Genomic DNA, 26,865 nt, shown 5'->3' on the forward strand with positions numbered 1-26,865 from the left:
GCCGGACATTGCGGCCCGCGCATGGCGGACGCCGCGCGCAAGTTCCGGCCGACATGAAAAACAGCGGGCCGCCATCACTGGCGGCCCGGCCTGCATGAAAAAAAACGGGGCCGTCACCGCTGGCGGCCCCGTTCGGACGCGCCTGCCATCAGGCCGTCACATGGGGTGGAAGGCAATAGTGCCCTCAGATGGCGTCCACGCCCTCCTCGCCGGTACGGATGCGGATCACCTCTTCAAGGGTGGAAATGAATATCTTGCCGTCGCCGATGCTCCCGGTGCGCGCCGCCGTGGTAATCGCCTTCACCACCTGGTCGCTCATGCCGTCGGGCACCACGGTTTCGATCTTGATCTTGGAATTGAACTGCACCTCGTATTCAAGGCCGCGATAGGTTTCCACGTGGCCGCGCTGACGTCCGTAGCCGCGCACCTCGGTCACCGTCAGCCCGAACACCCCTATGGCGATCAGCGCGTCCTTCACCGCATCCAGCTTGAACGGCTTGATGATGGCCTCGATCTTCTTCATGGCAGCCTCCTACTTCATGGCCTTTTTCAGGTTGAAGTCGGGGTAGGCGGAAACCGCCACCTCGGCCTGGTCCAGCCCTTCCAGTTCCAGTTCCGGATCGACGCGCAGCGGAATCACCTTGTCCAGCAGCTTGAAGAACACGTACATCACCACGAACACGAACACGATGTTGGTGATCATGCCGGTCAGCTGGGCCATGAGCTGCGAGGCATCGCCGTAGAACAGCCCCTTCACGGTGCCTGCCACGCCGTTCAGCCCGTCGCCGTAAGTGCCGTCGGCAAACAGGCCAAGGGCCAGCACGCCCCAGGCGCCGTTGACGCCATGCACCGAAATGGCGCCCACAGGGTCGTCGATCTTCAGGGTCTGCTCCACGAACAGCACGCTGACGCACAACAACAACCCGGCCACGGCGCCGATGCCCACTGCCGCCACCGAGTTGACGAACGCGCACGGTGCCGTGATGGCAACAAGGCCCGCCAGCAGGCCGTTGGCCGCCATGGACACGTCGGGCTTGCCGTAACGCATCCACATGTACATCATGGAAAAGAACGCGCCAGAAGCGGAAGCCAGCATGGTGTTGGTGGCAATGACCCCGATGCGCAGATCGCCGCCAGCCAGGGTAGATCCGGCGTTGAACCCGAACCAGCCGAAGGCCAGGATGAAGCACCCGGCAATGGCCATGGGGATGTGGTGACCGGGCATGGCCACCGGAGTACCGTCAGGCTTGAATTTGCCAAGGCGCGGCCCCAGAACGATGGCTCCCGCCGCTGCCGCAACGCCGCCGGTCATGTGCACCACGGACGACCCTGCAAAGTCGGCCATGCCGTGGCCAAGGGCGAAGTTCTTGCCAAGGGCAGACAGCCAGCCGCCGCCCCACACCCAGTTGGCGAACAGCGGGTACACGAACATGGAAATGAAGAAGCCGTAGACGACGAAGGACTTGAAGGTCCAGCGTTCCGCCATGGAACCGGTGGGGATGGTGGCGGTGGTGTCCATGAACACCATCTGGAACAGAAAGACGGAAAAGATCACCGCGTCATAGGCATCGCCGGACAGGAAGAACCCGGTGGTGCCGAACAGGCCGAAATCCTTGCCCGCGATGGTCACGGTAAATTCGTTGGCCAGCGCCCCGGCGCCGCCCAGGCTGAGCACGCCGCCCACCCCGCCCATTTGCAGCGCAAAACCGCATATCCAGTACCCCAGCATGCCGATGCCGTAGATCATCATGTTCATGGCCATGGTGTGCCCGGCGTTCTTGGCACGGGTGAAGCCCGTTTCCGCAAGGGCGAAACCCGCCTGCATGAACATGACCAGAAAGCCGCACAACAGCGTCCACACCATGTTGATGGCGATGCGGTTATGCCCCACGACATCGGCAACCTTGGCCGCCAACGGCTCACTCTGGGACAGCGTGTCGAACTCTTCCTTGGTGGGTGCTCCCGCCGTCGCGCCGATGACGTCCGCAGCAGTACCGATGGATGCGCCGCTCGGATCAGACACAGGAGCATCATCCGCATATGATGCGCATGATACGAACAGTGTGCACAAGACAATGAGCGCTGTTACGATAGCTTTCAGCCGTTTCATCCCGCATTCCTCACTTCATGCAACACATTTTGCAGTTACATGCACTTCTGCTCGATGCAGATATGGAAAAAATGTTTTTCCCAATACCACCCTTAATACAGAAATGCACGTGGCAGCTACGATGAAACGTGTGAAGCATCTTTCAGGCCAACTCATCAACATCATACTTTTCAGGCAAATACGCAGGCACCCACCACCCAGCCGCTCCCGGATGGCGCCGTATAAACACAAAATTGTCAAAATAATCATTCAAATTTTTACTATTTTGTTCTTATTTCCTCGAACGTCGCTTCCTCTCTCCTCTACAACGCCAAAAGTAATCCTGACGCGGCCCGGCACACACACGTCAAACCTGCCCGCACGCAACACGCTCAACTTTTCAACATGTTAAAAGAACGCCGCCAGACACTCATAAATTTTACATTATTGCAACAAGAGGCGCCGGACAAAAAACTAAGGCCGCCCTTCCTCACGGAAGGGCGGCCTTGCGTCTTCTCTGCTGGCGAACGACGGCTAGTCGTCGAGCATCTTGGCGTTACGCAGTTCTATCTTGGCGGCGGAAGAAAGTTCGCCCACGAACACGCGGAACATCTCCTCGCGCTTGGCGGACAGCACCGTGGCGCGCACCGTTTCTGCGGCGGCGGACCATTCGGCGTCGGTGGGGCGCTGCACGTCCTTGACCCGGAACAGCACAGCCCCCGCAGAGGTATCCACCGGGGTGGCCTGCCATGCGCCGGGGGCGGCGGCAAAGGCGGCATCCACCAGGGCACGGCTCTGGCCGAAGGGAGCGATGACGCCGTTGCGCCCGAAGGCGTCGGTTGCCTTGACCTTGGCGGAAAGCTCGGCGGGCAGGCCATCGGCCAGCTTGGCCCCGGCTTCCTGCGCGGTCTTGACCGCCAGCTTGGCACCTTCGATGCGGCGCACCTGGGCGGCCACCTCTTCCTTCACCTTTTCCAGCGGGGTCACGCTTTCCGGCTGCGATTCCAGCACGGCGGCGATCATGTAGCCGCCTTCGATTTCCAGCGGCGTGTCGATGACCGTCCCTGCCGGGGTGGTGAAGGCGGTGCCCACGGACTGACCCTTCAGCCCCACGGCAACTCCGGCGTCCGCGCGCGAGAACAGGCCCGTGGGCTTGCGCTCCAGCTTCAGCGCCTTGGCGATGTCGTCGATGGACTTGCCCGCGCCCGCCATTTCCAGTGCGGTATCCAGGGCCTCGTGCATTCTTTCGGATGCCTTCTCTTCGCCGAGGCGCTGGCGGATTTCACCACGCACCTCGTCCAAAACGCGGGTGCGCTGGGCTTCGTGCGCTTCCAGCTTGATGACGTGCCAGCCGAAGGCGGTGCGCACGGGGGCGCTGATCTCGCCAGCCTTCAGTGCAAACACGGCCTCCTCGAAGGGGGGCACCATCTGGCCCTTGGTGAACCAGCCAAGGTCGCCGCCCTGCGCGCCGCTGCCCTTGTCGTCGGACAGCTTGCTGGCCAGCGCGGCGAAGTCCTTGCCCTTCTTCAACTGGGCGATGACGTCCTCGGCCTTGGCGCGGGCTGCGGCATCCTCTTCCTTGCTCGCCCCTTCCTGGGCCATGAACAGGATGTGGCGGGCGCGCACGCGCTCCGGCACCACGAAATAGGTGTCTGCGTTGTCCGCGTAAAAGGCGGCGATGGCCGATTCGGGAATCTCCACGCTGGCGGCCAGGCTGGCCGGGGTCAGGGTGACCGCATCCAGGCTGATGCGCTGCGGGTTGCGCCAGGCATCCATGTTTTCGTTGTAGCGTTCGGCGATCTGCTCATCGGTGGGGGTCACCTTGAGCACGTAGTCTTCCAGGGGGAACAGCACGTATTCGACGGACCGGCGCTCGCGACCATAGTCGAACAGGGCGCGGGCTTCCTCGTCGGTCACCGAGGCGGGCGTGGTGACCCGGTCACGCAGCTTCTGCAGCAGCATGTCGTGGCGGATGCCGTCCTCGAAGCGGCCGGGGGTGGTCTGCTGGCCCTTGAGCACGGAACAGTACACCTCGGCGTCGAACTTGCCGTCGCCGTTGCGGAAGGCGGTTATGGACTCGATGGAGCGGCGCAGTTCGACCGGCGACACCGAAAGCCCGATTCGCGCGGCCTCGTCCGACAGCAGTCGTTCGGTGATCATGGACTGCAACACCTGGCGCTTGAGGCCCATCTGCTTCATGTCCTCGGCGGTGATGCCGGGGTAGCGGCTGCGCAGCGCTTCCACCTGGCGCTCGTATTCGCGCCCGAACTCCTGGAACAGGATGGGCTTCTTGTTCACCGTGGCAAGGGCGCCCGACGAACTGTTGTTCATGGAGCCCACGCCCCAGAAGACGAACACGAGGATGATGACGCCGAAGGCAATCTTCACGCCCCACGACTGCGCGTGGGCACGGATCAGTTCAAGCATTGAGAAACTCCATTGCGGTGTGCGCCAATGCCCCCCGGTGCGTCCGGCTGCGCCGGTGCGCATCGGTTGCGTCGGGGGGCCGGGGGTGCCGGAGGCTCCGTGCGGAGTCCCGGCAAGGACACCCTACTGTTTTCTGGAAAGGCGGACGTGGTTCAGCAATCCGCCTGCCCGGATAATATCCAATTCCTTCTGCGTCAAATCGTTCCGCACGCGGATGGCGCCCGCGCCCTCCACCAGCACCTCCACCTCGCCACCGGCGGTGATGACCGAGGCGGGAATGGTCACCGTACCGCCCACGGCCAGCCTGTCATAATCGGCCCGGTCGCACAGGATCAGCGGCAGGATGCCGAAGTTCACCAGGTTGGCTCGGTGGATGCGCGCCAGCGAACGCACGATGACCGCGCGGATGCCCAGGTGCCGGGGGGCCAGCGCCGCATGTTCGCGGCTGGAACCCTGCCCGTAGTTGTCCCCGGCCACGATGACCCCGGTGCCCGCCGCCCGGGCCCGGGCCACGAAGTCCGCGTCCACCCGGCCGAACACGTGCTGCGCGATGGCGGGCACGTTGGAGCGCAACGAGGTGATCTCCGCCCCGGCGGGCATGATGTGGTCGGTGGTGATGTCGTCGCCCAGCTTGATGACCACCGGTGCCGTCACCGTGTCGTCCATGGGCGTGAACTGCTCCAGCGCCACGATGTTGGGCCCGCGCAGCACTTCCACGCCGCTGCCGTCCTTGGGCGGGAAGGCGAACAGATGGCGGATGGAAGGGGCCTTTGCCGGCAGTTCCGGCTGGGCCGGGGGGGTGCCCCAGGTGGCCGGATCGGTGAACTGCCCGTTCAGTGCGGCCATGGCGGCGGTAAGCGGCGAGACCAGGTACACCTTGGCGTCCTTGGTGCCGCTGCGGCCTTCGAAGTTGCGGTTGAAGGTGCGCACGCTGACCCCGCCCGACACGGGCGAGCCGCCCATGCCGATGCACGGGCCGCACGAACATTCAAGGATGCGCACGCCCGCGTCCAGCAGCGGTTCCACCAGCCCTTCGGCGGCCAGCATCTTCAGCACCTGCTTGGAGCCGGGCGAGACCATGGTGTCGGTGCCCACGTTCACCAGCTTGCCGCGCAGCACCTCTGCCACCATGCGCATGTCGGCATAGGACGAGTTGGTGCACGAGCCAATGGCCACCTGGTCCACCGAAAGGCCCGCCAGTTCGGCCACGGGCACCACCCGGTCGGGCATGTGCGGCTGGGCCACCAACGGCACCAGCGCGGAAAGATCGATGACGATCTCGTCGTCGTACGTGGCATCCGCGTCAGCGCAGAGTTCCTTCCAGTCGCCCTCGCGGTCCATGGAGGCCAGGAAGGAGCGGGTGCGTTCGTCGCTGGGGAAGAGGGAGGCCGTGGCCCCCAGTTCCGCGCCCATGTTGGTGATCACCGCGCGCTCGGGCACGCTCAGGGTGGCCACGCCCGGCCCGGCGAACTCGAACACCTTGCCCACCCCGCCCTTGACCGTGAGCAGGCCGAGCAGGTGCAGGATGACGTCCTTGGCGGAGGCCCAGCCGGTCAGGCGGCCTTCCAGGCGCACCTTGACCACGCGGGGCATGGAGATGAAGTACGCTTCGCCCGCCATGGCCAGGGCCACGGAAAGGCCGCCCGCGCCCATGGCCAGGCTGCCGATGCCGCCCGCCGTGGGGGTGTGGCTGTCGGAGCCGACAAGCGTTGCGCCGGGCAGCGCGAAATTTTCCAGATGCAACTGGTGACAGATGCCGGTGCCGGGGGGCGAAAAGATCACGCCGTGCCTGGCGGCCACGGTGCGCAGGAAGCGGTGGTCGTCCGGGTTGCGGAAACCCATTTGCAGGGTGTTGTGGTCCACGTAGCTCACCGAAAGGTCGGTGCGCACGCGGTCAACGCCCATGGCCTCGAATTGCAGGTAGGCCATGGTGCCGGTGGCGTCCTGGGTCAGGGTCTGGTCGATGCGCAGGCCGATTTCGGCCCCCGGGGCCATCTCGCCGCTGACGAGATGCGCCGCGATGATCTTCTGCGTAAGGTTCATGGACATGCTACCCCTCGTGGATTCGGCGTTGCCGGTATGGCGTGCGCGCCCGCGCCGCCCGTAAGCTGATTCGTCCGGCGGGCCGAAGGTCCCTGGGACACGGTGCATCGTATGGTTGCGGGCCGGTGCGATCCGGTTGCGATCCGGAACCCGCGAAACGTCAGGCTGAACAGCCGGCAAAACATCTGGCGATGCGACAGGCACCGTGCGGAACGTGCCGCACGGCGGCCCGCGATGCCGGGGCCACATGCCGCAACCGCCCGCGAACCCGCGCGTGGGGTTCCGGGCGGCTTGTCCGGTGTAGTGCACATCACCGCGGCCCGCAAGGGGCGTCAGGCCACTTCTATGCCCATTCCGCGGTATTCGTTGAGCTTGTTGCGCAGGGTGCGCACCGAGATACCCAGCAGTTCCGCCGCTTGGGTACGGTTGCCGGAGGTGACCTCCAGCCCCTTCAGGATCATGATGCGCTCCATCTCGTGCAGCGGGATGACCCCGCCGGGGAAGGAGCCGCCGCCGTTGGAACCGCCAGCCGGACCACCATCCGCCGTGAACCCGCCGGACAAGGAGCCACCGGACAAGGTGCCACCGGACATGCCCGAGGCGCCTTCCGCCCCTGCCCCAGTCGGGGCGATATCCCCCTCGGAGCCGGGGAACAGGTCACCCTCGTCGAACAGCGGCCAGGTGTCGGGGTCGAGCAGAAAATGCCGGGTGGTGATGGGCCGCCCCCCGGCCAGCAGCACGGCGCGTTCCATCAGGTTCTGCAACTCGCGCACGTTGCCCGGCCAGTCGTAGTGTTGCAGCCACTCCTCGGCCTCGGGCGAAAACTCTACGGGGGCAAGGCCGTACTCGCGCACGTAGGTGGCCGCGAAATGCCGGGCAAGCACAATCACGTCGTCGCCGCGCTCGCGCAGGGCGGGCAGGCGCAGGGGAATGACGTTCAGGCGAAAGAACAGATCCTGCCGGAACTTGCCCTGCTTCGCCCAGTCATCCAGATCGCGGTTGGTGGTGGCCAGTACGCGCACGTCCACCTTCACGGTTTCGGTGCCGCCCACGCGGTCTACCTCGCCCTCCTGCAACACGCGCAGCAGCTTGGCTTGCAGGCCAAGGTCCATCTCGGAAATTTCGTCGAGCAGGATGGTGCCGCCGCTCGCCAGCTCGAACTTGCCCAGCTTGCGGGCAATGGCTCCGGTGAAGGAGCCCTTCTCGTGGCCGAACAGCTCGCTTTCCAGCAGGTGTTCCGGCAGGGCGGCGCAGTTCACGGCCACGAAGGGGCCTTCGGCCCGGTCGCTCCAGCCGTGCAGGAAGCGCGCGAACATTTCCTTGCCGGTGCCCGATTCGCCGGAAATGAGCACCGTGGCGCGCGAAGGGGCCACCTGACGGGCCAGCGCCAGCACGCGGCGCACGGCGGGATGGTCGCCCACGATGCGGGGGACGCCGGGGCGCTGCTCGGGCGTGCGTCCACCCAGGGTGGACGAAGGAGGCACCGGCGCGGCAGCGCGGCGCGGCGCGGGCAGCGCTGCCACCACCTTCTCGAACAGCAGCGGTTCCAGCCAGTAGTCACGCGCGCCCAGCGACATGCAGCGTTCGGCCTCTTCCGCCGAGCCCTTTTCGGCAAACACGATGACGGGAGGAAAGGCGGGGTCGTCCGCGCCCACGGCAAGCAGGTCGTCCACCTTGTATCCGGGCAGGCTGGGCCGCGAAAAGATCACGGCCGGGCCCGACTTGCGGATGAAGGCGGAGGCACCCTTGAGGTTCTCGGCTATGCCGACCTCGAATCCCGCATCGCGCAGCTTGGGGAAGATTCGGGTCACGGCGGTGGCCGGAGCGAGGAATAGTATGCGCCGGGCGGACATTGAATCCTTGTACCCGCAACCTTAAGCTTTATCAACCGAGGGAACACGAGTGGCGCCGATTGCGCCCGATGGCGACCAATCGCGGCGGATACGAGGAAGCGTGCGCGTTCGCCCAGGTGGCCGATTCCGCGCCGCAAGACGTTCGGCAACGGCTACACCACGGCTCTCCGCGCCCCTTGCGCCTTGGTAATCCTTGACCATGCGGCGGGCTGCAGGTAGGAGCTTTCAGCATTCGCCCCCCCCGCGCGAAACGGGGCGCGCAAACGCCGCCTCAAGGCGCCAGCGTGGCGCGGTGCCTGGCGTGCCGACCAAATTCTTGCCGGTCGCGCGGACCGGAGGCGCAAACCGGACGCGCCCCAACGCCCCGGAACCATCAGCCGGAAGCATCAGGATGAAGATAGCCTATCTCGTCGGAGGGTTGCCCTTCGGCGGCGTGGAAACCTGGTTGTGCGACCTTGCGGCGGAGTACCGCCGCAGCGGCCTTGCCGAGGCGCGCATCTTCAACCTGTCCGGCACCGGCGACATGCATGGCCGCTTCGTGGAACAGGGGCTCGACGTGCGGTCCGTGGGTTCCGGCATCCGCGCCATCGCCTCGCACAGGCTGGACACCACGCTGCGCCTGCGCGGCATGCTGCGCGACTACGCGCCCGACATCATCCACACCATGCACATCAGCGCCAACCACCACGGGCGCCTTGCCGCGCTGGGCCTGGGAATTCCCGTGGTCACCCACCTGCATAACGTCAAGCGCGAAAAACGGCTGCACCGCAGGCTTTCCGACAAGCTGCTCTCGTACGCCACCACCGCGTACCTCGCGGTCTCCAAGGCCGTGGCCGAAGTGGTTACCGCCGACCACAATCGCGCGGGCAGGCCAGTGCAGGTCTTCTACAACGCCATCGACCCCAGACGTTGCGACATGCCGCCGCTGGACCTGAAGGCCGCCTACGGCGTCTCGGGCCCGGTCATTCTTTCGGTGGGCCGGTACGTGCGACAGAAGAACCTGGATCTGCTCATCCGGGCCGTGCGCATCCTGCACGACCAGCAAATGCCTGCATCACTGGTGCTGGTGGGCGAAGGGGTGGAGCGGGCCCGCCTGGAAGCGCTGCGGGACAGCCTGGGCCTTGACGGGCACGTGGTGCTCACGGGGTTCCGCCAGGACGTGGCGGCCTTTTTCCGGGCAGCGGACATTTTCGCCATGCCCTCGGATTTCGAAGGCTTTCCCATCGCCCAGATGGAAGCCCTGTACTGCGGCCTGCCGTGCGTGGTCTCGCGCCACGTTCCCTCGCTGGAGGTGGCGGCCGAAGCCTCGCTGGTATGCGAAACCGAACCCGGCGACATCGCGGCCAAACTGCTTTCCATCCTGCGCGACGACGCCTTGCGGGCACGGCTTTCCGAAGCCGCGCACCGGGTGATCGAACCGCTCACCATGCCGCGCTACGCGGAGCGCCTGCTGGCCTTCTATGCCGACCTGCTGGCCGGAAGCATCCGCTGACGCCTTCCGGCACGCATGCAGGGTGCGCTGCGGCGCGTCACGCCCTGACGACAGGCCCATGCACGGGGTTCACATGACAGACATCCGCCATCGTATCACCACCGCAGCCGCAACATTCCGTTCCGCATCCGCCCCGCAGAAGGCGGAATGGGCACGCACGGCCCTCTTCTGGCTGTTCTGGCTGTCCATCGTCACCTTTCCGCTGGGGCAGGCATTCCGCGAGACCGGCCCCATCCTCAGCCTGGCCGCCCTGCTCGCCTATCATTACTGGGGGTATCGACAGTCCACCCTGCGCCGTTTTCCGCTCAAGTGGCTGTTCGTGGTCTTCTACGGGCTCATCTGCGTGAAGACGGCCCTGTCGCTGGACCCGCGCCAGAGCCTTGTCTACGTGCTGCCCAACGTCTGGAAGGGGTTCGCCCTGCCCTTCGTGGCCATGGAATGCGCGCGGGACATGCGCGACATGCGCCGCCTGGTCTGGGCTTTTGCCATCGTGTGCGTCTACGAGGGACTGGACGGCATCTATCAGCAGCTTACCGGCCAAGACCTCATCAACGGCACCGCCGTCATATTCGGGCGGCTCACCGGCTCCATGTCCACCTATCGCGTGGGGGACTACATGGCGCTCGTCCTGATACCCGCCCTCGGCCTGTGGGCCATGCAGCCCCAAACCCGTTCCGCATGGCGCAGGGCCGCCGTCACCGCGCTGATACTGGCACCGGGCGTCCACCTTTTGATATTCGCCCAGGCCCGCAGCGGCTACCTGGGGGTTGCCGCCGCCCTGTTCCTGCTGTGGTACCTGTTCACGCGCCCGAAGCCCGTATATTTGCTGGTGCCCGCAGGCATCGGTATTCTGGCCATGTTGTTCGGCCCGCAGCGCATCACCCTGGAAACCGCCATGCGCGATGGCCGCATCGAGCTGTGGCGCATGGCCTGGGAAGTCATCCAGGCCCGCCCCCTGACCGGATGGGGCATGGGCATGTTCGGCCCGGCGTTCAAGGCGTTGGAGCTGCAACCGGTCATCAATTCGCCGCACATCCAGCACCCGCACTCGGTGTACATCCAGTTTCTGGTGGACACCGGCGCGGTGGGCTTCGCCATCGCCATGACCTTCCTGTTGGGCATGCTGGCCTGGGGGCTGCGGCGGGTACACCGCAACGTTCCGCGTTCCGGCGCGCCGTACGACATGTGGACCATGGCCGCGTTCTTCCTGGCCGGGTGGCTGTGCTACCTGGTCGAGGCGCTGTTCGCGCACGACTTTCTGCGTACGTGGTGGATGGCCGTATCCATGGGGCATCTGGGCGTGATGATCGGCACCGTCATCAACGCCGAAACCAATACCGACACCTCCCTTGCCTCACCCGTGGAAACCTCCATCCACGAAACCCGGAACAATTCATGAACATCGCTTTCGTCAACAGCACCCGCAAATGGGGCGGGGTGAAGACCTGGATCCTCGATTTCGCCGAGCGCCTGTCCGCCTACGGGCATGACGTGCGCGTCTACGGACGGCAGCAGGACTTCGTGGACGAGGCCAGACGACGCATGGGGCATGGCGAGGCCGCAAACTTCGGCTTCGACCTCAATCCGGCCTCCATCGCCTGGTTCCACCGCCAATTCAGCAAACATCGCACCGACGTGGTGATCCTCAACATCGGCAAGGACCTTGCCACCGCCGGGGTTGCCGCCCGGCTGCTGAACATTCCCGTGATCCAGCAGATCGGCCTGCCCGGCGACATCCCCCACCGCCTCAAGACGCGCCTGCTGCACGCCTGGATCGCCCCGAAGTTCCTCTGCTCGTGCCAGTACATAGCCGACGGGTTCCTGACCAGCCTGCCGTACCTGAGGGCAGAGGACCTGCACGTGGTGCTCACCGCCAAGCGGGTGGCCACCGGCCCCCTGTCCGTCTCCACGCCCCGGCGGCTGGTGGCCACCCAGCAGCTGAATCCCGACAAGGGGCACGAAACGCTGCTGCGCGCCCTGGCCAGCCTGGACATTCCTTTCGAACTGGATGTGGCGGGCACCGGCTCGCACGAACCCCACCTGAAGGAGCTTGCCGCCTCGCTGGGCATTGCCGAGCGCATCCGGTGGCACGGCTTCACCACCAGGGTGCCGGAACTGCTGGAACGCGCCGACGTGTTCCTGCTGGCCTCGCTCAGCGAAGGACTGCCCAATACCCTGCAAGAGGCACTGGCCCAGGGGCTGCTGCCCGTGGCCCGCGACGTGGGCGGCGTGCGCGAGGTGTACACACCGGAGCTGACCCCCTGGCTGCTGCCCTATGCCGCCGGACCGGCGGAATTCGCGGACATGTTGCGCAAGGCGCTGACCCTGCCGGATGAGCAATTGCTGGAAATGAAGCGCGCCGCACGCCGGGCCTGCGCCGCCCACTGCGAGCTTGACGCCAAGGCCCACGAACTGGAAGCATGGTTGGCCGGACTGATCAAGCGGACCAGTTGACCGAGCCCGCCCGCTGAAAGGGCCGCGCGCGGGCATATGTGGTGCTTGCACCTCGCTGGGCGGAAAGGGCGACCCGATCATGGCGACCCAATCATGGCGACTCGATCCTGTTGTTCCGCCCGATCCGGCCCGCCTCCGCCCATTGCCTGTGACAGGCCAGCCTGCATGCTCGCGCGTCCGTGCCGGAGGACCGGCTGGATGGACCAGCGGCGTGTTCCCCTTCCCCGGCACACCGGACCGCATGCCCCACTTCACCAACACCATCATGAACATTCCGACCATGCACACGCGCCCCGTCGTCTTCCGCCTCACCAACAGCCTGCACTACGGCGGCGTTGCCTCACGCCTGCGGGCCGTGCTGCCCCTGCTGCTCGACGAATTCGAGATGCATGTGGTCACCTACCGCACGCCGGGGGCCTTCGCGCAGGAACTGGCCGACAAGGGCGTGCGGGTGCACCATCTGCCCATACCCACCAAATGGAGTCCCACGGGCATCGTCCGACTGGCGCGACTGCTGCGCGGGCACGGCGTTTCAGTGCTGCACAACCACTCCTTTTCCGCCAACGTCACCGGGGCACTGGCCGGGGCGCTGGCGGGCACGCCCGTTCGCATCGGGCAAATCCACACCCTGAAGAGCCACTGGTACGATAATCCCGCCCACCGCGCCAAACAGCGCATCGAAGAGATGCTCATCCACAGCGCCCTGTCCACAAGGGTGCTGCATGTCTCCCGCGAGAGCCGCGACTACTTTGCGGCCCAGATGCCCCTTGCGGCCCCCAAGTTCGAGGTACTGCACAACGGGGTGGACTTTTCGGCGTTGGCCCCGCGCAAGAACGCCCGGCAACTGCGGGCCGAGCTGGGCATCCCCGCACGGGCACGAGTCATCGGCAACGTGGGACGCATCACCGGCTGCAAACGGCTGGACATGCTGCTGTCCATGGCCGCCAGAGCCTTGGCCCTGGACCCGGACATGGTCTTCGTCATCGTGGGGGGAGAGGCGGGCCATGCCGATGGTCTGCGTCGCCAGGCAGCCGAGTTGGGCATAGCCGACAAGGTCATCTTTCCCGGCGAAACCCCGTACCCCGGCGACTACTACAACATATTCGACGCGTTCCTCTTCACGTCTCCTCCAGGGTCCGAAGGCATGCCCGGTGCGGTGCTGGAAGCGGCCTCGTTCGGCATGCCCATCGTGGCCATCCGCACCGACACGCTGGAAGAAATGGCCGAATGGTACGACGGTTTCCGCTTCATCACCGAAGGCTGCGACCCCGCACACGAACTGGCCGCCGCACTGGCCGCCCCGCGCCCCGACCCGGCCCGGCTGCGCGCACACTTTTCCATCCAGGCCATGGCCGACCGCACCCGCGCCCTGTACCACCGCCTGTTGCAACACCCCACCCCCCGCACGTAAATGCGCATACTTCTCGTCACCTCGTCTTCCACCCGCAGTGGCGGCGCCCGCCAGGCCCTGTACCTTGCCGAAGGGCTGATCGGACGCGGCCATCAGGTTACCTTCTTCACCCCGTCCGGTTCAACGCTGCGCACCCTGTCGGACACCATGCCCTGGGCCGACCTGCCCGAATCGCCCGGCAGGTGGAAGGACGCGCTGGAGGCGGCCATGCCCGCGCCGGGCCACGGCCCCTGCATCGTGCAGGCCTTCCACAACAAGGCGGTGAAGCGCCTGGCCTGGCACGGGCTGTTCTGGCGGCGGCGCGGCGTGGTCTGCGTGGGCTACCGGGGGGTGGTCTACCGCCCCGGCAACCCGCTGACCTACTGGTCGCCGGGGCTGGACGCCTTTGTGGCCAATTCGCACGCCTGCGCCAAGGTGCTGCGCGGCATGGGCGTGGGTGCACGGCGCCTTGCGGTCATCCACAACGGCATTCCTGCCGCGCGGCTCGTTTCGCGTCGCGGGGCGGACGCCGTGCGCGCGGAACTGGACCTGCCCGCAGACGCCACACTGCTGGGCTGCGTGGCCGGAGACAAGGACGTGAAGGGCGTAGCCCCGCTGCTGCGAGCCTTTGCGCTGGCATGCGAGCAGGGCCGGGCGGCGGACGCCAGCGGCACCCCGCATCTGGTCGTGGTGGGGGTCACTCCCGGCCGATGGCAACCGCTGTGCGCAGAACTGGGCATCACGGACCGCGTCCGGCTGGTGGAGCACAGCAACTGCGTGGCCGACTACCTGCAACTGCTCGACGCCTTCGTGCTGCCCTCACTGTCCGAATCCATGCCCAACACCCTGCTGGAGGCCATCTGCTCCGGCCTGCCGGTCATCGCCTCGCAGGTGGGCGGCGTGCCCGAACTGGTGCGGGGCAACGGCCTGCTGGTGCCCCCCGGCGATGTGCCCGCGCTGGCAGATGCACTGGCTACGGCCATGGGCGATGCCCAGTTGCGCGCCACCTGGGCCGAGGCCAGCCGCGCCATCGCGCCGGACTTTTCCACGGAGGCGCGCATCACCCGTTTCGAGGCGCTGTACCGCACGCTGCTGCAACGCCGTGGACTGTCCGATGTCTGATGCCGGACCGCCCCCCCATGCCGCGCCCGCACTGCGGCCCGCCGTGCCTCGTGATTCCGCTCCGGAGCAGGGCACGCACGGCGGCGAAATCTACCGCGTGGCCCGCGAACTGGGCATGGAGCCGGAGTGCATCACGGATCACAGCAGTAACGGCTTCGCCCATGTGCGCGAACTGACCCGCACCCTGGTCGAGGCGCTGCCCCACCCCTTCGAGCACTACCCGGACAGCTCCAGCACCGCCCTGCGCGAGGACCTGGCCGCCCACGAGGGGTTTGCCCCCGACAACATCATGGTGGGCAACGGCTCGTCCGAACTCATCTGGCTGATCCTGCGCGTGCTGCGCCCCCGCCGGGTCACACTGCTGGGGCCCACCTTTTCCGAATACGCCCGCGCCTGCGAGGCCCACGCCATACCGTGGCGGGTGCTGCACGCCGACCCCGCATGCGCGCTGGACGCCCCCCCGCCGGACTTCCGGGCCGCGGTCACAACCGATACGGACGACGAACTTGTGGTGCTCTGTTCGCCGGGCAACCCCTGCCCGGTTACCGCGCCCGACCTGCCCGCCCTGGTGGCCGCCCTGTTCCGCTCCGGCTTCCGCACCGTGCTGGCCGACCTGACCTACCGCGATTTCCTGTGGGATACGCCGGAACATGCCGCCCACCGCCACGTGGCCCTTGCCCCGGCGTGTCCGCCCTCCTCGGCAGGCGGCACGCTGCTGTGCCTGCACAGCTTCACCAAGTTCTTCCATTGCACGGGGATACGCCTGGGCTATCTGACTGGCCCGGAAAACCGGCTTGACCTCTTGCAGTCCCGGCGTCCGCCGTGGATGGTGTCCCCGTTTGCCGAGGCCATGGGCAGGCGCTTTCTGCACGCCCTGCCGGATTACCGGGCGCACCTTGGCACCTTGCGCGCCGACCGCGCCGCGCTGCTCGACGGGCTGCGCCGGTCGGGCGTCTTCGCCCCCCGCACGATCGGTGCCGGACCCAGCTTCGCAACCTGCCGCCTGAATGGAGAGTTGCTGCGCAGCGGCATCACGGCGGAAGCGGTGCGCCGCGAACTGTTGCGCCACGGCATGCTGATACGGTCCTGCGACAACATCCCCGGCATGCCCCCAGGCTACCTGAGAATGCAGGTGCGCCGCCACAGTGATAACGAACGGCTCGTGCAGCACATCACCGCATCGACCTCATCACTGCGGGCAGCGACGCAAGAGAGTCCATAGCGGCAATTCCGACGTTCGGAACGAGCTTTGCGTCTCCACGCCGCGCACGGGACACCGCGCATGCCCCCGCCGCGCGCCAAAATGGACTTTCCGCACGATATCCCGTAACACGGGTGCGTCACGGTCCGGAGCCGCGCCAACCTTTCGACCCGCATGCAGCGCCTGTAAACATGGGCACGACAACACGCTCCGGCACCATCATCCTCTCGCATCCGCGGCGGTTCCCATCGTGAGCAACGAGATAAAATACACCTTCGCCCCGGCCTTCGCCCGTGCGGTCGTGGACCTTCTGGGCGCGGTGTGCCGTCCCGACCCCGCGTTTCCGGCGGCGGATGTCTTTTCGCTTTACTACGACACGCCCGAACGGGACCTGCTGGAAGAAAAGCGCAACAGCGACTACCTGAAGACCAAGATACGCTGCCGCTGGTATGGCGCCGTGCGGGGCTCGGTCATGGAGCGCGCCGTGTTTCTTGAGGCCAAGCGCAAGGAAGGCGCCGCGCGCGACAAGGCCCGCGTGCTGCTCCCTCTGGACGGGGCCACCCTGTGGAACACCCCACTGACGGATCCCGCGCTGTGCCGCCTGCCCGAGCATCTGGCCGAAGCGGGCATTCCCTTTCCCCGCCCCATCTTTCCCATGTTCATCCTGCGCTACACCCGCCACCGCTTCATCGATCCGGCAACCGGGGCACGCATCGCCGTGGACACGGGCATTCACGTCCCCCGCACCAACCCGGCCTTCATTGCCCGGCACAATCCCACGCCCCTGCCCGTGGCCGTGCTGGAGGTAAAGGGCGGCCTGCGCGAAATGCCGCGTTCGCTGCATGCCGTGAGCACCTTCCACTTCCGGCGGGAAACATTTTCCAAGTACCTCGCATGCCACGACATGCTGTTCTGCTCCACCGGCGTGCCTGGCGGATACACCTGTTTCGCGCCTGCCGGGCCGCCCCCCGGCCAGGCCTGATGCCGGCCCGTCCCGTGCCGTGCGGATGCTGCTCCTGGCGCCCCACCCGGCACCGCGCACCAACCGCGCGCGCGTAACGCGGCACCACTGAACAGGCCAATACCTGTCGGCACAGACTCCGCCCCCACGTTCCCGGACGCCCCCAACACGCCGGGCAAGACTCCCACCGGACAAGGCATCCCCATGGTTGAATCACTCTTCGACGTTCTCGGCAGTTCCTACCAGGCGCTGGTTTCCGTCACCGGCTTCGGCTCCAAGCAGGCGGCGGACATCGGCGCGGGCACCTTCCTGCTGGCCCTGATCATCTCCCTGCTCACCTCGCAGTACACCGCGCTGCTGTATTCGCGGTTCTACGAAAGCCGGGGCACGGGCAGCCTGGTGCACCGCAGCTTCCTGCTGCTGGGGCCGTCCATCACCGCCATCTTCATCTGCGTGCAGTTCTCGCTGCCGCTGTCGCTGGGCCTGCTGGGCGCCCTGTCCATCATCCGCTTCCGTACCCCCATCAAGGAACCGGAAGAGGTGGGCTTCATCATGGTCAACATCGCCACGGCCATCTGCTGCGCCACCCTGAACATCGTCATCCTGGCGCTGTTCCTGGGCGTGATCACCGCCGGGCTGGTGGTGGTGCACAGCTTCCGGCGCGGCCGGGTGGCCCGGCGCAGCGGCACGGCGGTCATCGCCTATCCGGCCACGGAGCGCGAGGCCGACGCGGCCCTGCTGCCCGCCCTGCGCGACAGCCTGCCGGAACTGACCGTGGCCAGCATTTCGGGCGACGGCGAACGGCGCACCATCATCGCCACCTTCGCCCGGTCCGACGAAACCCTGGTGCAGCGCCTGACCACGCTGGCCAGCGGGCTTGCCCCCAGCGCCGAAATCAATGTCTATTTCGACCACGCGGCCCAGTAGCCCGCCGCAGGGGGACGGCGCTGCGCCGCCATCCGGCCCTTCCCGCGTGCCCCAAGCCCCACGCATTCCCCGCATCTCACTGTGGGCGGCGACACTGTTCGTTGCCGCCCTGCTCTGCGCCGGGCTGCTGCTGGAGCACACCTCCGCCGTCCGGCAGTACCGCTTCGTGTCGCTGGACATGGCCACCAAGAAGGACGCGCTGGGCTCTCCCCGCAAGCGGCACCTGCTGGCCGAAATGGGCCTGCCCGACGTGCACGCCGTGGCCCCGGAAAACACGCACCACACCTCTGAGCTGGTGGAACAGGCCCGCCGCGATGCGGACCCCGCCCTGGTGGCCAGCGGCTGGCCGGTACTCGCCATCCGCACCGACCACGCCAGCCTGTACGACCCGGAATCCGGCATCGTCGCCAACCCCGGGCAACGGGGCAGGGAATGGGAGCGCCCGGCCGCCGTGGTCTACTATCGAGACGGGCAGGAACGCCTGGCCACCGGTGCGGGGTTGCGCCTTCACGGCGGCGGCTCGCGGGCCCAGGGCATCTCCTACCGCCTGTACTTCCGCAAGTCCTATGGAGAGGTGGAACTTCCGGCCGACCTGTTCTTTCCCGATGCCCACGGTTTCGTCCGCCGACTGGTGCTGCGCAAGGAAAAGACCACCGTTCCCGGCTTCGTCAACATGCTGGGGTTGGACGTCATGGGCCTTCTGGGCGCGCAGACGCCCGACTACTCTCCGGTGGTCTACACCCTGAACGGCAAGGACATGGGGCTGTCGCTGCTTTCGGAGCACATCTCCGTCAACCCCTGGAAGCAAAAGCTCGGGCACGACAACTTCCTGCTCTTTTCCTTCAACAACAATCGGGGTAGCAACAACAACGGTCGCCAGGAATTTGCCGCCATGCGCACCCTGTCGCTGTGGGCACGGTACGTCCCCGCGCCGCTCACCATGCGCCAGGCCGAACGCCGCATGGACCTGCGCAGCATGTGTGCCATCATTTTCGGCGCCGTATACCTGTCGGTGAACGACTGGAACCAGGGGGCCTGCCTGCTCGACAGGTCGCAGCCCCAACCGCGCTGGACGCACATCGTGTTCGACCTCGACCAGGCATTCCAGAACATCACCCCCGGCCAGCCGCTGGAACAGCGTCCCGGATGGAAGTTCGCCTTCGACGAGGACAGGGCCGTGCGCATGGGGCTGTTCCTGCGGTTGTGGAAGGAATCTCCGGAATTCAAGGACTATTTCCTGAACTACGTCACCCACGCGCTGAACCACACCCTGAACGACGCGTCGCGCGAGCGGCTGTTTGCCCGATACGAAGACATGGACCGTCTGGCTGGCGACACCCTGTTCGACCTTGCCCTGGCCCGCCGCATGCTGGCCAACCGGGCAGAGGAAGTGCTGGAGGAAACCGTGCGCGACCTGAATGCACCCCGCTGGTTCACGGTACGCGTCGATGCGCCGGGCGCGGTGCGCATCGACGGTGAGCCCGGCTACACCAACTATACCGGTCGTTATTTCGAGGGGCAGCGGATCACCGTGACCCCGCCCGACGAAGGCTGCGCCCGGCTGCTGCACTGGGAGGTGGACGGCGCCCGCCATGAAGGGCGCACGCTGGACCTGCCCGTGCACTCCGCCATGCACATCCGCGCCGTATGCGCAACGAACTGACCTGCCCCTGCGGGCAACGGACCCCTATCCCACGAGGCTTTCATCCCCATGGTTGAATCACTCTTCGACGTTCTCGGCAGCTCCTACCAGGCGCTGGTTTCCGTCACCGGCTTCGGCTCCAAGCAGGCGGCGGACATCGGCGCGGGCACCTTCCTGCTGGCCCTGATCATCTCCCTGCTCACCTCGCAGTACACCGCGCTGCTGTATTCGCGGTTCTACGAAAGCCGGGGCACGGGCAGCCTGGTGCACCGCAGCTTCCTGCTGCTGGGGCCGTCCATCACCGCCATCTTCATCTGCGTGCAGTTCTCGCTGCCGCTGTCGCTGGGCCTGCTGGGCGCCCTGTCCATCATCCGCTTCCGTACCCCCATCAAGGAACCGGAAGAGGTGGGCTTCATCATGGTCAACATCGCCACGGCCATCTGCTGCGCCACCCTGAACATCGTCATCCTGGCGCTGTTCCTGGGCGTGATCACCGCCGGGCTGGTGGTGGTGCACAGCTTCCGGCGCGGCCGGGTGGCCCGGCGCAGCGGCACGGCGGTCATCGCCTATCCGGCCACGGAGCGCGAGGCCGACGCGGCCCTGCTGCCCGCCCTGCGCGACAGCCTGCCGGAACTGACCGTGGCCAGCATTTCGGGCGACGGCGAACGGCGCACCATCATCGCCACCTTCGCCCGGTCCGACGAAACCCTGGTGCAGCGCCTGACCACGCTGGCCAGCGGGCTTGCCCCCAGCGCCGAAATCAATGTCTATTTCGACCACGCGGCCCAGTAGCCCGCCGCAGGGGGACGGCGCTGCGCCGCCAGCACCAGCCACCCGCGTCGGCCCGTCTGGCCCGTCTGGCCCGTCTGGCGAGACTGGCGGGACTGGCGGGACTGGCCTGTCTGGCGTGACTGGCCCGAACGGCACGCATCCTCCGCACGGCGACCGCACGCCCCACACCTCCCGCATCCCGTTATGGGCTGCGGCGCTGTTCGTTGCCGCCCTGCTCTGTGCAGGGCTGCTGCTGGAGCGCACCTCCGCCGTCCGGCAGTACCGCTTCGTGTCGCTGGACATGGCCACCCGGAAGGATTCACTGGGCTCGCCCCGCAAGCGCCAGTTGCTGACCGAAATGGGACTGCCCGACGTGCATGCCGTGGCCCCGGAAAACACGGCCCACACCGCCGCGCTGCTGGAGCAGGCCCGCCGCGATGCGGACCCCGCCATGGTGGCCAGCGGCTGGCCGGTGTTCGCCGTGCGCACCGACGAGGCCAGCCTGAGCGACCCGGAAACCGGCATCAACGTCAACCACAAGGAACGCGGTCGCGAATGGGAACGCCCTGCGGCCCTGGTCTACTACCGCGACGGCCAGGAACGCCTAGCCACCGGCGTGGGGCTGCGCCTGCACGGTGGCGGCTCGCGCGATCTCGGCATCAGTTACCGCGTGTATTTTCGCAATGCGTACGGCGCCCCGGCCCAACCGGCAGACCTGTTCTTTCCGGACACCGAAGGCACGCTGAAACGCTTGGTGCTGCGCAAGGAAAAGACCACCAGCCCCGGCTTCATCAACATGCTGGGGCTGGACATCATGGGCATGCTGGGGGCGGAAACACCCCGGTTCGTGCCTGCCGTGTTCTCCGTGAATGGCAAGGACATGGGACTTTCGCTGATCAGCGAGCACATTGCCGACGCCCACTGGAAACGCAGGCTGGGGCACGGCAACTTCCTGCTCTACTCCATCCGTAAGGGCAACGACCGGGCGGAATTCGCGGCCCTGCGCGAACTGTACCTGTGGCTCCGCCTGCTGCCCGCTCCGCTGACCATGCAGCAGGCCGAGCGCCGCATGGATCTGCGCAGCATGTGCGCCATCATCTTCGGCGCCGTATATCTGGGCGAGACCGACTGGGACCAGGGCGCCTTCCTGCTGGACAAGAACCAGCCGAACCCGCGCTGGATCAACATCGCCTGGGACCTGGACGAGGCCTTCCAGCATCTGGTGCCCGGCGGCCCGCTGGACCGGCGCCCCGGCTGGAAGTACGCCATGGACGAAAAGAAGGCCGTGCGCATGCGCCTGTTCCTGCGCCTGTGGCAGGAATCGCCGGAATTTCGCGACTTCTTCCTGCGCTACGTCACCCATGCGCTGAACCACACCCTGAATGACGCAGCCCGCGAACGGCTGTTTGACCGATACGAGGCACTGGACCGCCAGGCCGGGAACACCATGTTCGACGTGGACATGGCTCGCAGCCTGCTGGCCAACCGGGCCGACGAGGTGCTGGAGGAAACCGTGCGCGACCTGAGGGCACCCCGCTGGCACAAGGTGCAGGTAAGCGCGCCCGGCCCGGTGTGCATCGACGGCGAGCCCGGCTACACCGAGTATGCCGGACGCTACTTCGAGGGGCAGCGGATCACCGTGGCCCCGCCCGACACCGGCTGCGCCAGCCTGCTGCACTGGGAGGTGGACGGCACCCCCCGCGGGGCGGGACAACTGGACATCGACGTGCGCGCGCCCCTGCGCATCCGCGCCGTCTGCACAAACGGCTGATCCGCCCATCCCCGGGCGGGAACGGGCGGATCTGTTACCGACGGATATCGAAAAACCATACGGCGGGCCGGACCAGCCAGCCGGATTTGCCAGCCGGAGTGGCGGGTGCGGGACAACGCATCCCCCGTGCCGCGTCAGCCCCTGGCACCGGCCCCCAGCACCGCATACATCTCGTCCACCCCTTCCAGCAGTACGTCGCAGGCGGCGTCCAGATCGTGCGCCGAAATGGACCGCGCGGCCAACGCGTCCGCATCCAGCGGTTGCACGCAGTCGTCGCCGGTACCGCCGATGTCGAAGGCCTTCACCGCCTCGTCGGCCAGGTGCACCAGCAGAGCCTCGTCGCTGGCCGGGGCTTCGGACGGGGCATGGTGGGCCTGCACCGCGTCCACCAGCACGGGCGGCAGATTCCAGCGCCGCAGCAGCGCCGCGCCCATTTCGCCATGGGTCATGCCCAGTTCCGCCCGCTCTGCCTCGGTCAGCGTTTCCCCCAGATCGCGGCAGCGGTCCAGCACCCGCTCCGCCCCGGCGGGCCACACGGCGCAAATGGCCAGCCAGCCGATATCATGCAGCAGCCCGGCCACGAAATACCGTTCCGGATCGTCGCGGCCAAGGCGGGTGGCCAAGGCCCGCGCCATGAGCGCCGTGGCCACCGAATGCAGCCAGAAATCGTGCAGGTTGACCACGTGGGGTGGCCGCTCGCGAAACAGCCCCAGCACGAAGGTGCCGAGAGCCAGCGAGGTCACCCGGCGGGTGCCCGCCGCCGCCACCGCGCGGCTCACCGTTTCCACCGGCGCCCGAAAGCCGAACAGCGGCCCGTTGACCAGCCGCAACAGCGACGCGGCCAGGCGGGGGTCCTTGGAAATGATGGCCGCCAGTTCCTCGTACGAGGGTTCCTCGCGCTCCATGGCATGCTGCAATTCCAGAAACACCTGAGGCAGGGCGGGCAGCCGGGCGCGCTCGGCCAGCCCGTCCAGATCGCCGGGGACCACCCCGCTGTTGGCCTCGTGGATCACTTCGGGCGGCAGGGGCATGCGCGGGGCGGGCAACTCGCACGAGACACCGGCACGCAAGGACTGGGCAAGCGCCTCCACCGCCCTGCGCCGCAGCAACGCAAGCAACGGGTGCGCCGCACCGGAAAGCCGGAATCGCCGCGCCACCGCCTCCTCGGCAATATCCTGCACGTCGCGACCGCAGCCGCCCTGCATTCCCAGCCCCATCGCCTGCGACACAACCACCCCCGAAGAATATCGGACACGGGATCATTCACTGACACCTTTCCCATACGCCAATTGCCATCGGACGCAAATACCCGCGCCCGGCGGCCCCGGCAAAGGCCCTGCACGGGGCATCGCCTGTCACCCGATGCACGCCGGTTGACGGATTCGCGGCGGATTGCGAAGGACTGGACAGGATATGGTCAGGGGCTGGTACTCCGCTCGGCACACCGATTGGCACACGGATTGGCTCACGCTCTCCAGGCAGCAGCCGCAAGCCTCGGCTGTTCCTCGTCCCCCCGAAAATGCCAAAACCCCGGTGAGGGGAACACCGGGGTTTTGTCGAAATGAAGCGACTGAATCATAAGTCCGGGCGCGAGGGAACGCGCGGACTCGGCACCGAAAAGAACGGCAGCACCGTCTTTCATGGCGTCACAAAGCACAACTCGTGCCAGACGTGTGACAATCGCTCGCCCCATGGCGGACAAGGGTTTGTCGCGCAGAGCCGCCAGCAGTCCGCTGACGAAATTTCGTTGTTGACGAAATTTCGTAACGATATATCGTAGACAACATCTGTACGCCGCGATGCCCCACGCCGCCCGCCGCCAAATCCGACGCCCGCCCCGCAAGCCACGAGGTCCCCATGCCCCACCTGTCTGCGGACACCCCGCCCACCCAGCCGTTGCCCGACGCCATTGAGCCCACCCTGGCCCATTCGGTGCTCCAGCAGTTCGACATCAGCCCGTTTCTGGACATGATGCTCAACGTCGCCCAGGAGCGCACCGTGGAGGGCCTGCTGGAACTGACCCACCGCGTCAACCGGGGCACGCACGTCATGTGCGGGTGCATCTGGTTCATGGATACGCCGCCCCCTGCCGCCGGCGCCGCATCCGCCCCCACTTCCGGCCCCGGCGAGGGAGAGCACATCCTGCGCCTGATGACCGTGGCCGGGCATACCGCGACCCCGGTGCGCGACTGGCGCCATGCCGAGGGCACGTACGCCATGGTGCCGCTGTCCGAACCGCTGGTGGGGCAGGTGGCCTCGCGCGGCGAGCCCACGTGGGCGGCATCGCCGGATGACTGGCCCCGCCCGGCCTGGGCCGTGGCCGAATCCATCCACGCCTACGCCGCCTACCCGTTGCAGTTCAAGGGCAACATGATCGGGGTCATGGCCGTGTTCTACGACCGGCCCATGCGCGGGGTGCTGGCCGACCTGATGCTGCTGCACCGCAAGATGCACAAGATATTTGCCGATTCGCTGTCCGCCGCCGTGGTCAACGCCCGCTCCTTCGAGGAAATCCAGCACCTGCGCCGGGCGCTGGAACTGGAAAACGAACACCTGCGCGGCGAGGTGCGCCGTGCCCGTGCGCCGCACTCCATCGTGGGTGACAGCCCGCCCCTGCGCCGGGCGCTGGACCAGGTGGACATGGTGGCCCCCACCGACGCCACCGTGCTGCTGCTGGGAGAATCGGGCACCGGCAAGGAACTGGTGGCCCAGGCCATTCACGACCGCAGCCAGCGCGCCGCCGCCCCGCTGGTACGGGTGAACTGCTCGGCCATCCCGCGCGAACTGTTCGAAAGCGAATTCTTCGGCCATGTGAAAGGCGCGTTCACCGGCGCCCTGCGCGACCGCCTGGGCCGCTTTCAACTGGCCGACGGCGGCACCCTGTTCCTTGACGAGGTGGGAGAAATCCCCCTGGAATTGCAGGGCAAGCTGCTGCGCGTACTGCAAGAGGGGGTGTTCGAACGGGTGGGGGAGGAGCGCAGCCGCAGCGTGGATGTGCGCATCATCGCCGCCACCAACCGCGACCTGCGGGCCGACGTGGAGCGCGGGCGCTTCCGCCAGGACCTGTTCTTCCGGCTCAGCGTGTTCCCCGTGGCCCTGCCGCCCCTGCGTGCCCGACGCGATGACATCCCCCTGCTGGCCCGGCACTTCGTGCGTGCCTCGTGCCGCCGCCTGAACCTGCCGGAGCCGCGCATCGCCCACCGCCAGATGGCCGAACTGCAAGCCTACCCGTGGCCGGGCAACGTGCGCGAGTTGCAGAACGTCATCGAGCGCGGGGTGATCATGGCCGAGGGGGGACGGCTGGTACTGGACCTGCCTCCGGTCTGCCCGCCCCCTTCCGCAGCCCCCGGCGGGGTGAAGGCGACCGGACAGGAGGACGGCGCTTCCGGAATGCATTGGGGAACAAGGGACATCGGGGACGTTGCTGAGTCAGGGCAACCGGGCGCATCGGCCCCCACGGGCATCATCTCCGAAGCGCAATGGCGCGCATTGCAGCGCGCCAACATCGAACGCGCCCTGGCGGCAGGGGGCGGGCGCGTGCACGGCCCGGGCGGGGCGGCGGAACTGCTGGGCCTGCCGCCCACCACCCTGCAATCGCGCATGAAGACACTGGGGTTGCGCGGACGCTGAGCCGGCGCGGGGCAACGTCCCGCCCCGCGCGGCGGGACATGCCGGGACATGCCGGGACATGGCGGGATGCAACGGGCCGGGACCGGGCGGGCCGGTCGAACTTCGCGGGGTCTGGCGGTGATATTTACGGGACTTTCCGCGTGCCTTGCTTGTCATGCCCCCCGCCATGGGCGAAACTGCGGACTGGCCGCCAACCGACGGAACGGCCAGCGCACCGCAGGCACCGCATGCCCCCCAGGGAGTGACACATGAGCGATGATTCCACGACCATGAAGGGCCGCAAGGCCCGCGTCCTGCGCACCGTGCGCGAGGACGACAACACCACCTCCGTGTACATCGACACGGGCGACGACGAGCGCTTCCGCAGCTTCCGCCCGGGGCAGTTCGCCACCCTGCGCGTGATGGCGGAGGACGGCTGGAGCGAGGCCCACCCCTTCACCATCGCCGCCGCGCCCGGTGATACCGTGCGCCTGACCATCCGGGGCAAGGGGCATTTCACGTCGGAACTGGTGCCGGGCCTGCGCGACGGCGACGAGGTGCATTGCGCCGGGCCTTACGGAGTGTTCTGCCGCGACATCGAACGGCAGGAACAGATCGTGCTCATCGCGGGCGGGGTGGGCATCACGCCGTTCCTCAGCGTGCTGCGCAGCTTCGACCAGGCGGAGGCGACCAACCGGGTGGTGCTGTTCTGGTCCAACAAGACCTATGGCGACGCCTTTGCCGCCGAGGAACTGGAAGCCATGACCCGGCGGCTGGACCTGACCGTGGTGCACGTGCTCACGCGAGAGACGAATCCGCACCACTACGCCGACCCGGAACTGCCCGCCGTGTTCTTCGAAAAGGGGCACCTCTCGCGCGAGATGCTGACCCGCCACGTGCATTCGGCCACGGCCTCGTTCTACCTGTGCGGTCCCGCCCCCATGCAGCAGCACGTGCTGGACGAGCTGCGCGCCTTCGGCGTGGACACCGGTGGCGTGGAAACGGAGCAGTTTGTCTTTTCGTAGACGGTCGTCCGCACCAGGCCTTGCCGGGAACCTTCCGGGCAACCCAGCAGAATCGGGACGAGGCCGGACACCTGTCGGCAAAAATCCC

General features: G+C 67.0%; 19 protein-coding genes. 13 read left to right on the plus strand and 6 right to left on the minus strand.

Annotated features, from left to right (window positions below):
• Positions 1-184: 184 nt before the first annotated feature.
• The 5 genes from ABWO17_RS11920 to ABWO17_RS11940 form a co-directional block, all read right to left on the minus strand.
• Positions 185-523 carry a P-II family nitrogen regulator gene (locus tag ABWO17_RS11920; RefSeq protein WP_353118795.1) on the minus strand — a complete coding sequence of 113 codons (339 nt, stop codon included), beginning with the start codon at positions 521-523 and terminating at the stop codon, positions 185-187.
• 9 nt (positions 524-532) lie between these two features.
• Complete coding sequence (locus tag ABWO17_RS11925) at positions 533-2,023, minus strand: ammonium transporter (protein WP_502914911.1); 1,491 nt, start codon at positions 2,021-2,023, stop codon at positions 533-535.
• 600 nt (positions 2,024-2,623) lie between these two features.
• A complete protein-coding gene (locus ABWO17_RS11930) occupies positions 2,624-4,516 on the minus strand; it encodes a peptidylprolyl isomerase (protein WP_353118799.1) in 1,893 nt (630 codons plus the stop codon).
• A 123-nt stretch (positions 4,517-4,639) separates the two neighbouring features.
• Complete coding sequence (locus tag ABWO17_RS11935) at positions 4,640-6,565, minus strand: aconitate hydratase (protein ID WP_353118801.1); 1,926 nt, start codon at positions 6,563-6,565, stop codon at positions 4,640-4,642.
• Between the two features lie 326 nt (positions 6,566-6,891).
• The gene (locus tag ABWO17_RS11940) at positions 6,892-8,412 is read right to left on the minus strand and encodes a sigma 54-interacting transcriptional regulator (RefSeq protein WP_353118803.1); all 1,521 of its coding nucleotides are present in this window, start codon (positions 8,410-8,412) and stop codon (positions 6,892-6,894) included.
• A 391-nt stretch (positions 8,413-8,803) separates the two neighbouring features.
• On the opposite strand from ABWO17_RS11940, the gene ABWO17_RS11945 reads away from it, so the two are divergent.
• From ABWO17_RS11945 to ABWO17_RS11995, 11 genes are all read left to right on the plus strand, one after another.
• Positions 8,804-9,904, plus strand: coding sequence for a glycosyltransferase (locus ABWO17_RS11945; protein ID WP_353118805.1), 1,101 nt, complete (start codon positions 8,804-8,806; stop codon positions 9,902-9,904).
• A gap of 73 nt (positions 9,905-9,977) precedes the next feature.
• Complete coding sequence (locus ABWO17_RS11950; RefSeq protein WP_353118807.1) at positions 9,978-11,303, plus strand: O-antigen ligase family protein; 1,326 nt, start codon at positions 9,978-9,980, stop codon at positions 11,301-11,303.
• Positions 11,300-12,358, plus strand: coding sequence for a glycosyltransferase (locus ABWO17_RS11955; protein WP_353118809.1), 1,059 nt, complete (start codon positions 11,300-11,302; stop codon positions 12,356-12,358). Before ABWO17_RS11950 ends, ABWO17_RS11955 begins: the two co-directional genes overlap by 4 nt.
• Before the next feature lie 211 nt (positions 12,359-12,569).
• Entirely contained in the window at positions 12,570-13,769 is a 1,200-nt protein-coding gene (locus ABWO17_RS11960; protein ID WP_353118811.1) for a glycosyltransferase, read from the plus strand.
• Entirely contained in the window at positions 13,770-14,870 is a 1,101-nt protein-coding gene (locus ABWO17_RS11965; RefSeq protein ID WP_353118813.1) for a glycosyltransferase family 4 protein, read from the plus strand. It begins immediately after the preceding gene.
• Complete coding sequence (locus ABWO17_RS11970) at positions 14,863-16,092, plus strand: aminotransferase class I/II-fold pyridoxal phosphate-dependent enzyme (protein ID WP_353118815.1); 1,230 nt, start codon at positions 14,863-14,865, stop codon at positions 16,090-16,092. Before ABWO17_RS11965 ends, ABWO17_RS11970 begins: the two co-directional genes overlap by 8 nt.
• 229 nt (positions 16,093-16,321) lie before the next feature.
• Positions 16,322-17,053 carry a VTC domain-containing protein gene (locus ABWO17_RS11975; RefSeq protein WP_353118817.1) on the plus strand — a complete coding sequence of 244 codons (732 nt, stop codon included), beginning with the start codon at positions 16,322-16,324 and terminating at the stop codon, positions 17,051-17,053.
• Between the two features lie 183 nt (positions 17,054-17,236).
• Positions 17,237-17,959 carry a DUF4956 domain-containing protein gene (locus ABWO17_RS11980; protein WP_353118819.1) on the plus strand — a complete coding sequence of 241 codons (723 nt, stop codon included), beginning with the start codon at positions 17,237-17,239 and terminating at the stop codon, positions 17,957-17,959.
• A 46-nt stretch (positions 17,960-18,005) separates the two neighbouring features.
• Positions 18,006-19,622 carry a CotH kinase family protein gene (locus ABWO17_RS11985; protein ID WP_353118821.1) on the plus strand — a complete coding sequence of 539 codons (1,617 nt, stop codon included), beginning with the start codon at positions 18,006-18,008 and terminating at the stop codon, positions 19,620-19,622.
• A 48-nt stretch (positions 19,623-19,670) separates the two neighbouring features.
• Complete coding sequence (locus ABWO17_RS11990; protein ID WP_353118819.1) at positions 19,671-20,393, plus strand: DUF4956 domain-containing protein; 723 nt, start codon at positions 19,671-19,673, stop codon at positions 20,391-20,393.
• Positions 20,394-20,508: 115 nt separating this feature from the next.
• Positions 20,509-22,143 carry a CotH kinase family protein gene (locus tag ABWO17_RS11995; RefSeq protein ID WP_353118823.1) on the plus strand — a complete coding sequence of 545 codons (1,635 nt, stop codon included), beginning with the start codon at positions 20,509-20,511 and terminating at the stop codon, positions 22,141-22,143.
• Between the two features lie 134 nt (positions 22,144-22,277).
• Here the strand turns inward: ABWO17_RS11995 and ABWO17_RS12000 are convergent, their stop codons facing one another.
• The gene (locus ABWO17_RS12000; protein ID WP_353118824.1) at positions 22,278-23,372 is read right to left on the minus strand and encodes an HDOD domain-containing protein; all 1,095 of its coding nucleotides are present in this window, start codon (positions 23,370-23,372) and stop codon (positions 22,278-22,280) included.
• A gap of 628 nt (positions 23,373-24,000) precedes the next feature.
• Here ABWO17_RS12000 and ABWO17_RS12005 point away from each other — a divergent pair.
• Together ABWO17_RS12005 and ABWO17_RS12010 are read left to right on the plus strand one after the other, a co-directional pair.
• A complete protein-coding gene (locus ABWO17_RS12005) occupies positions 24,001-25,773 on the plus strand; it encodes a sigma-54-dependent Fis family transcriptional regulator (protein ID WP_353118826.1) in 1,773 nt (590 codons plus the stop codon).
• A gap of 248 nt (positions 25,774-26,021) precedes the next feature.
• Positions 26,022-26,777 (plus strand): ferredoxin reductase domain-containing protein, encoded by a 756-nt coding sequence (locus ABWO17_RS12010; protein ID WP_353118828.1) that lies wholly within the window; start codon positions 26,022-26,024, stop codon positions 26,775-26,777.
• The last annotated feature ends 88 nt before the right edge of the window (positions 26,778-26,865 follow it).

The organism is Nitratidesulfovibrio sp. (assembly GCF_040373385.1).
Lineage (GTDB): Bacteria > Desulfobacterota > Desulfovibrionia > Desulfovibrionales > Desulfovibrionaceae > Cupidesulfovibrio.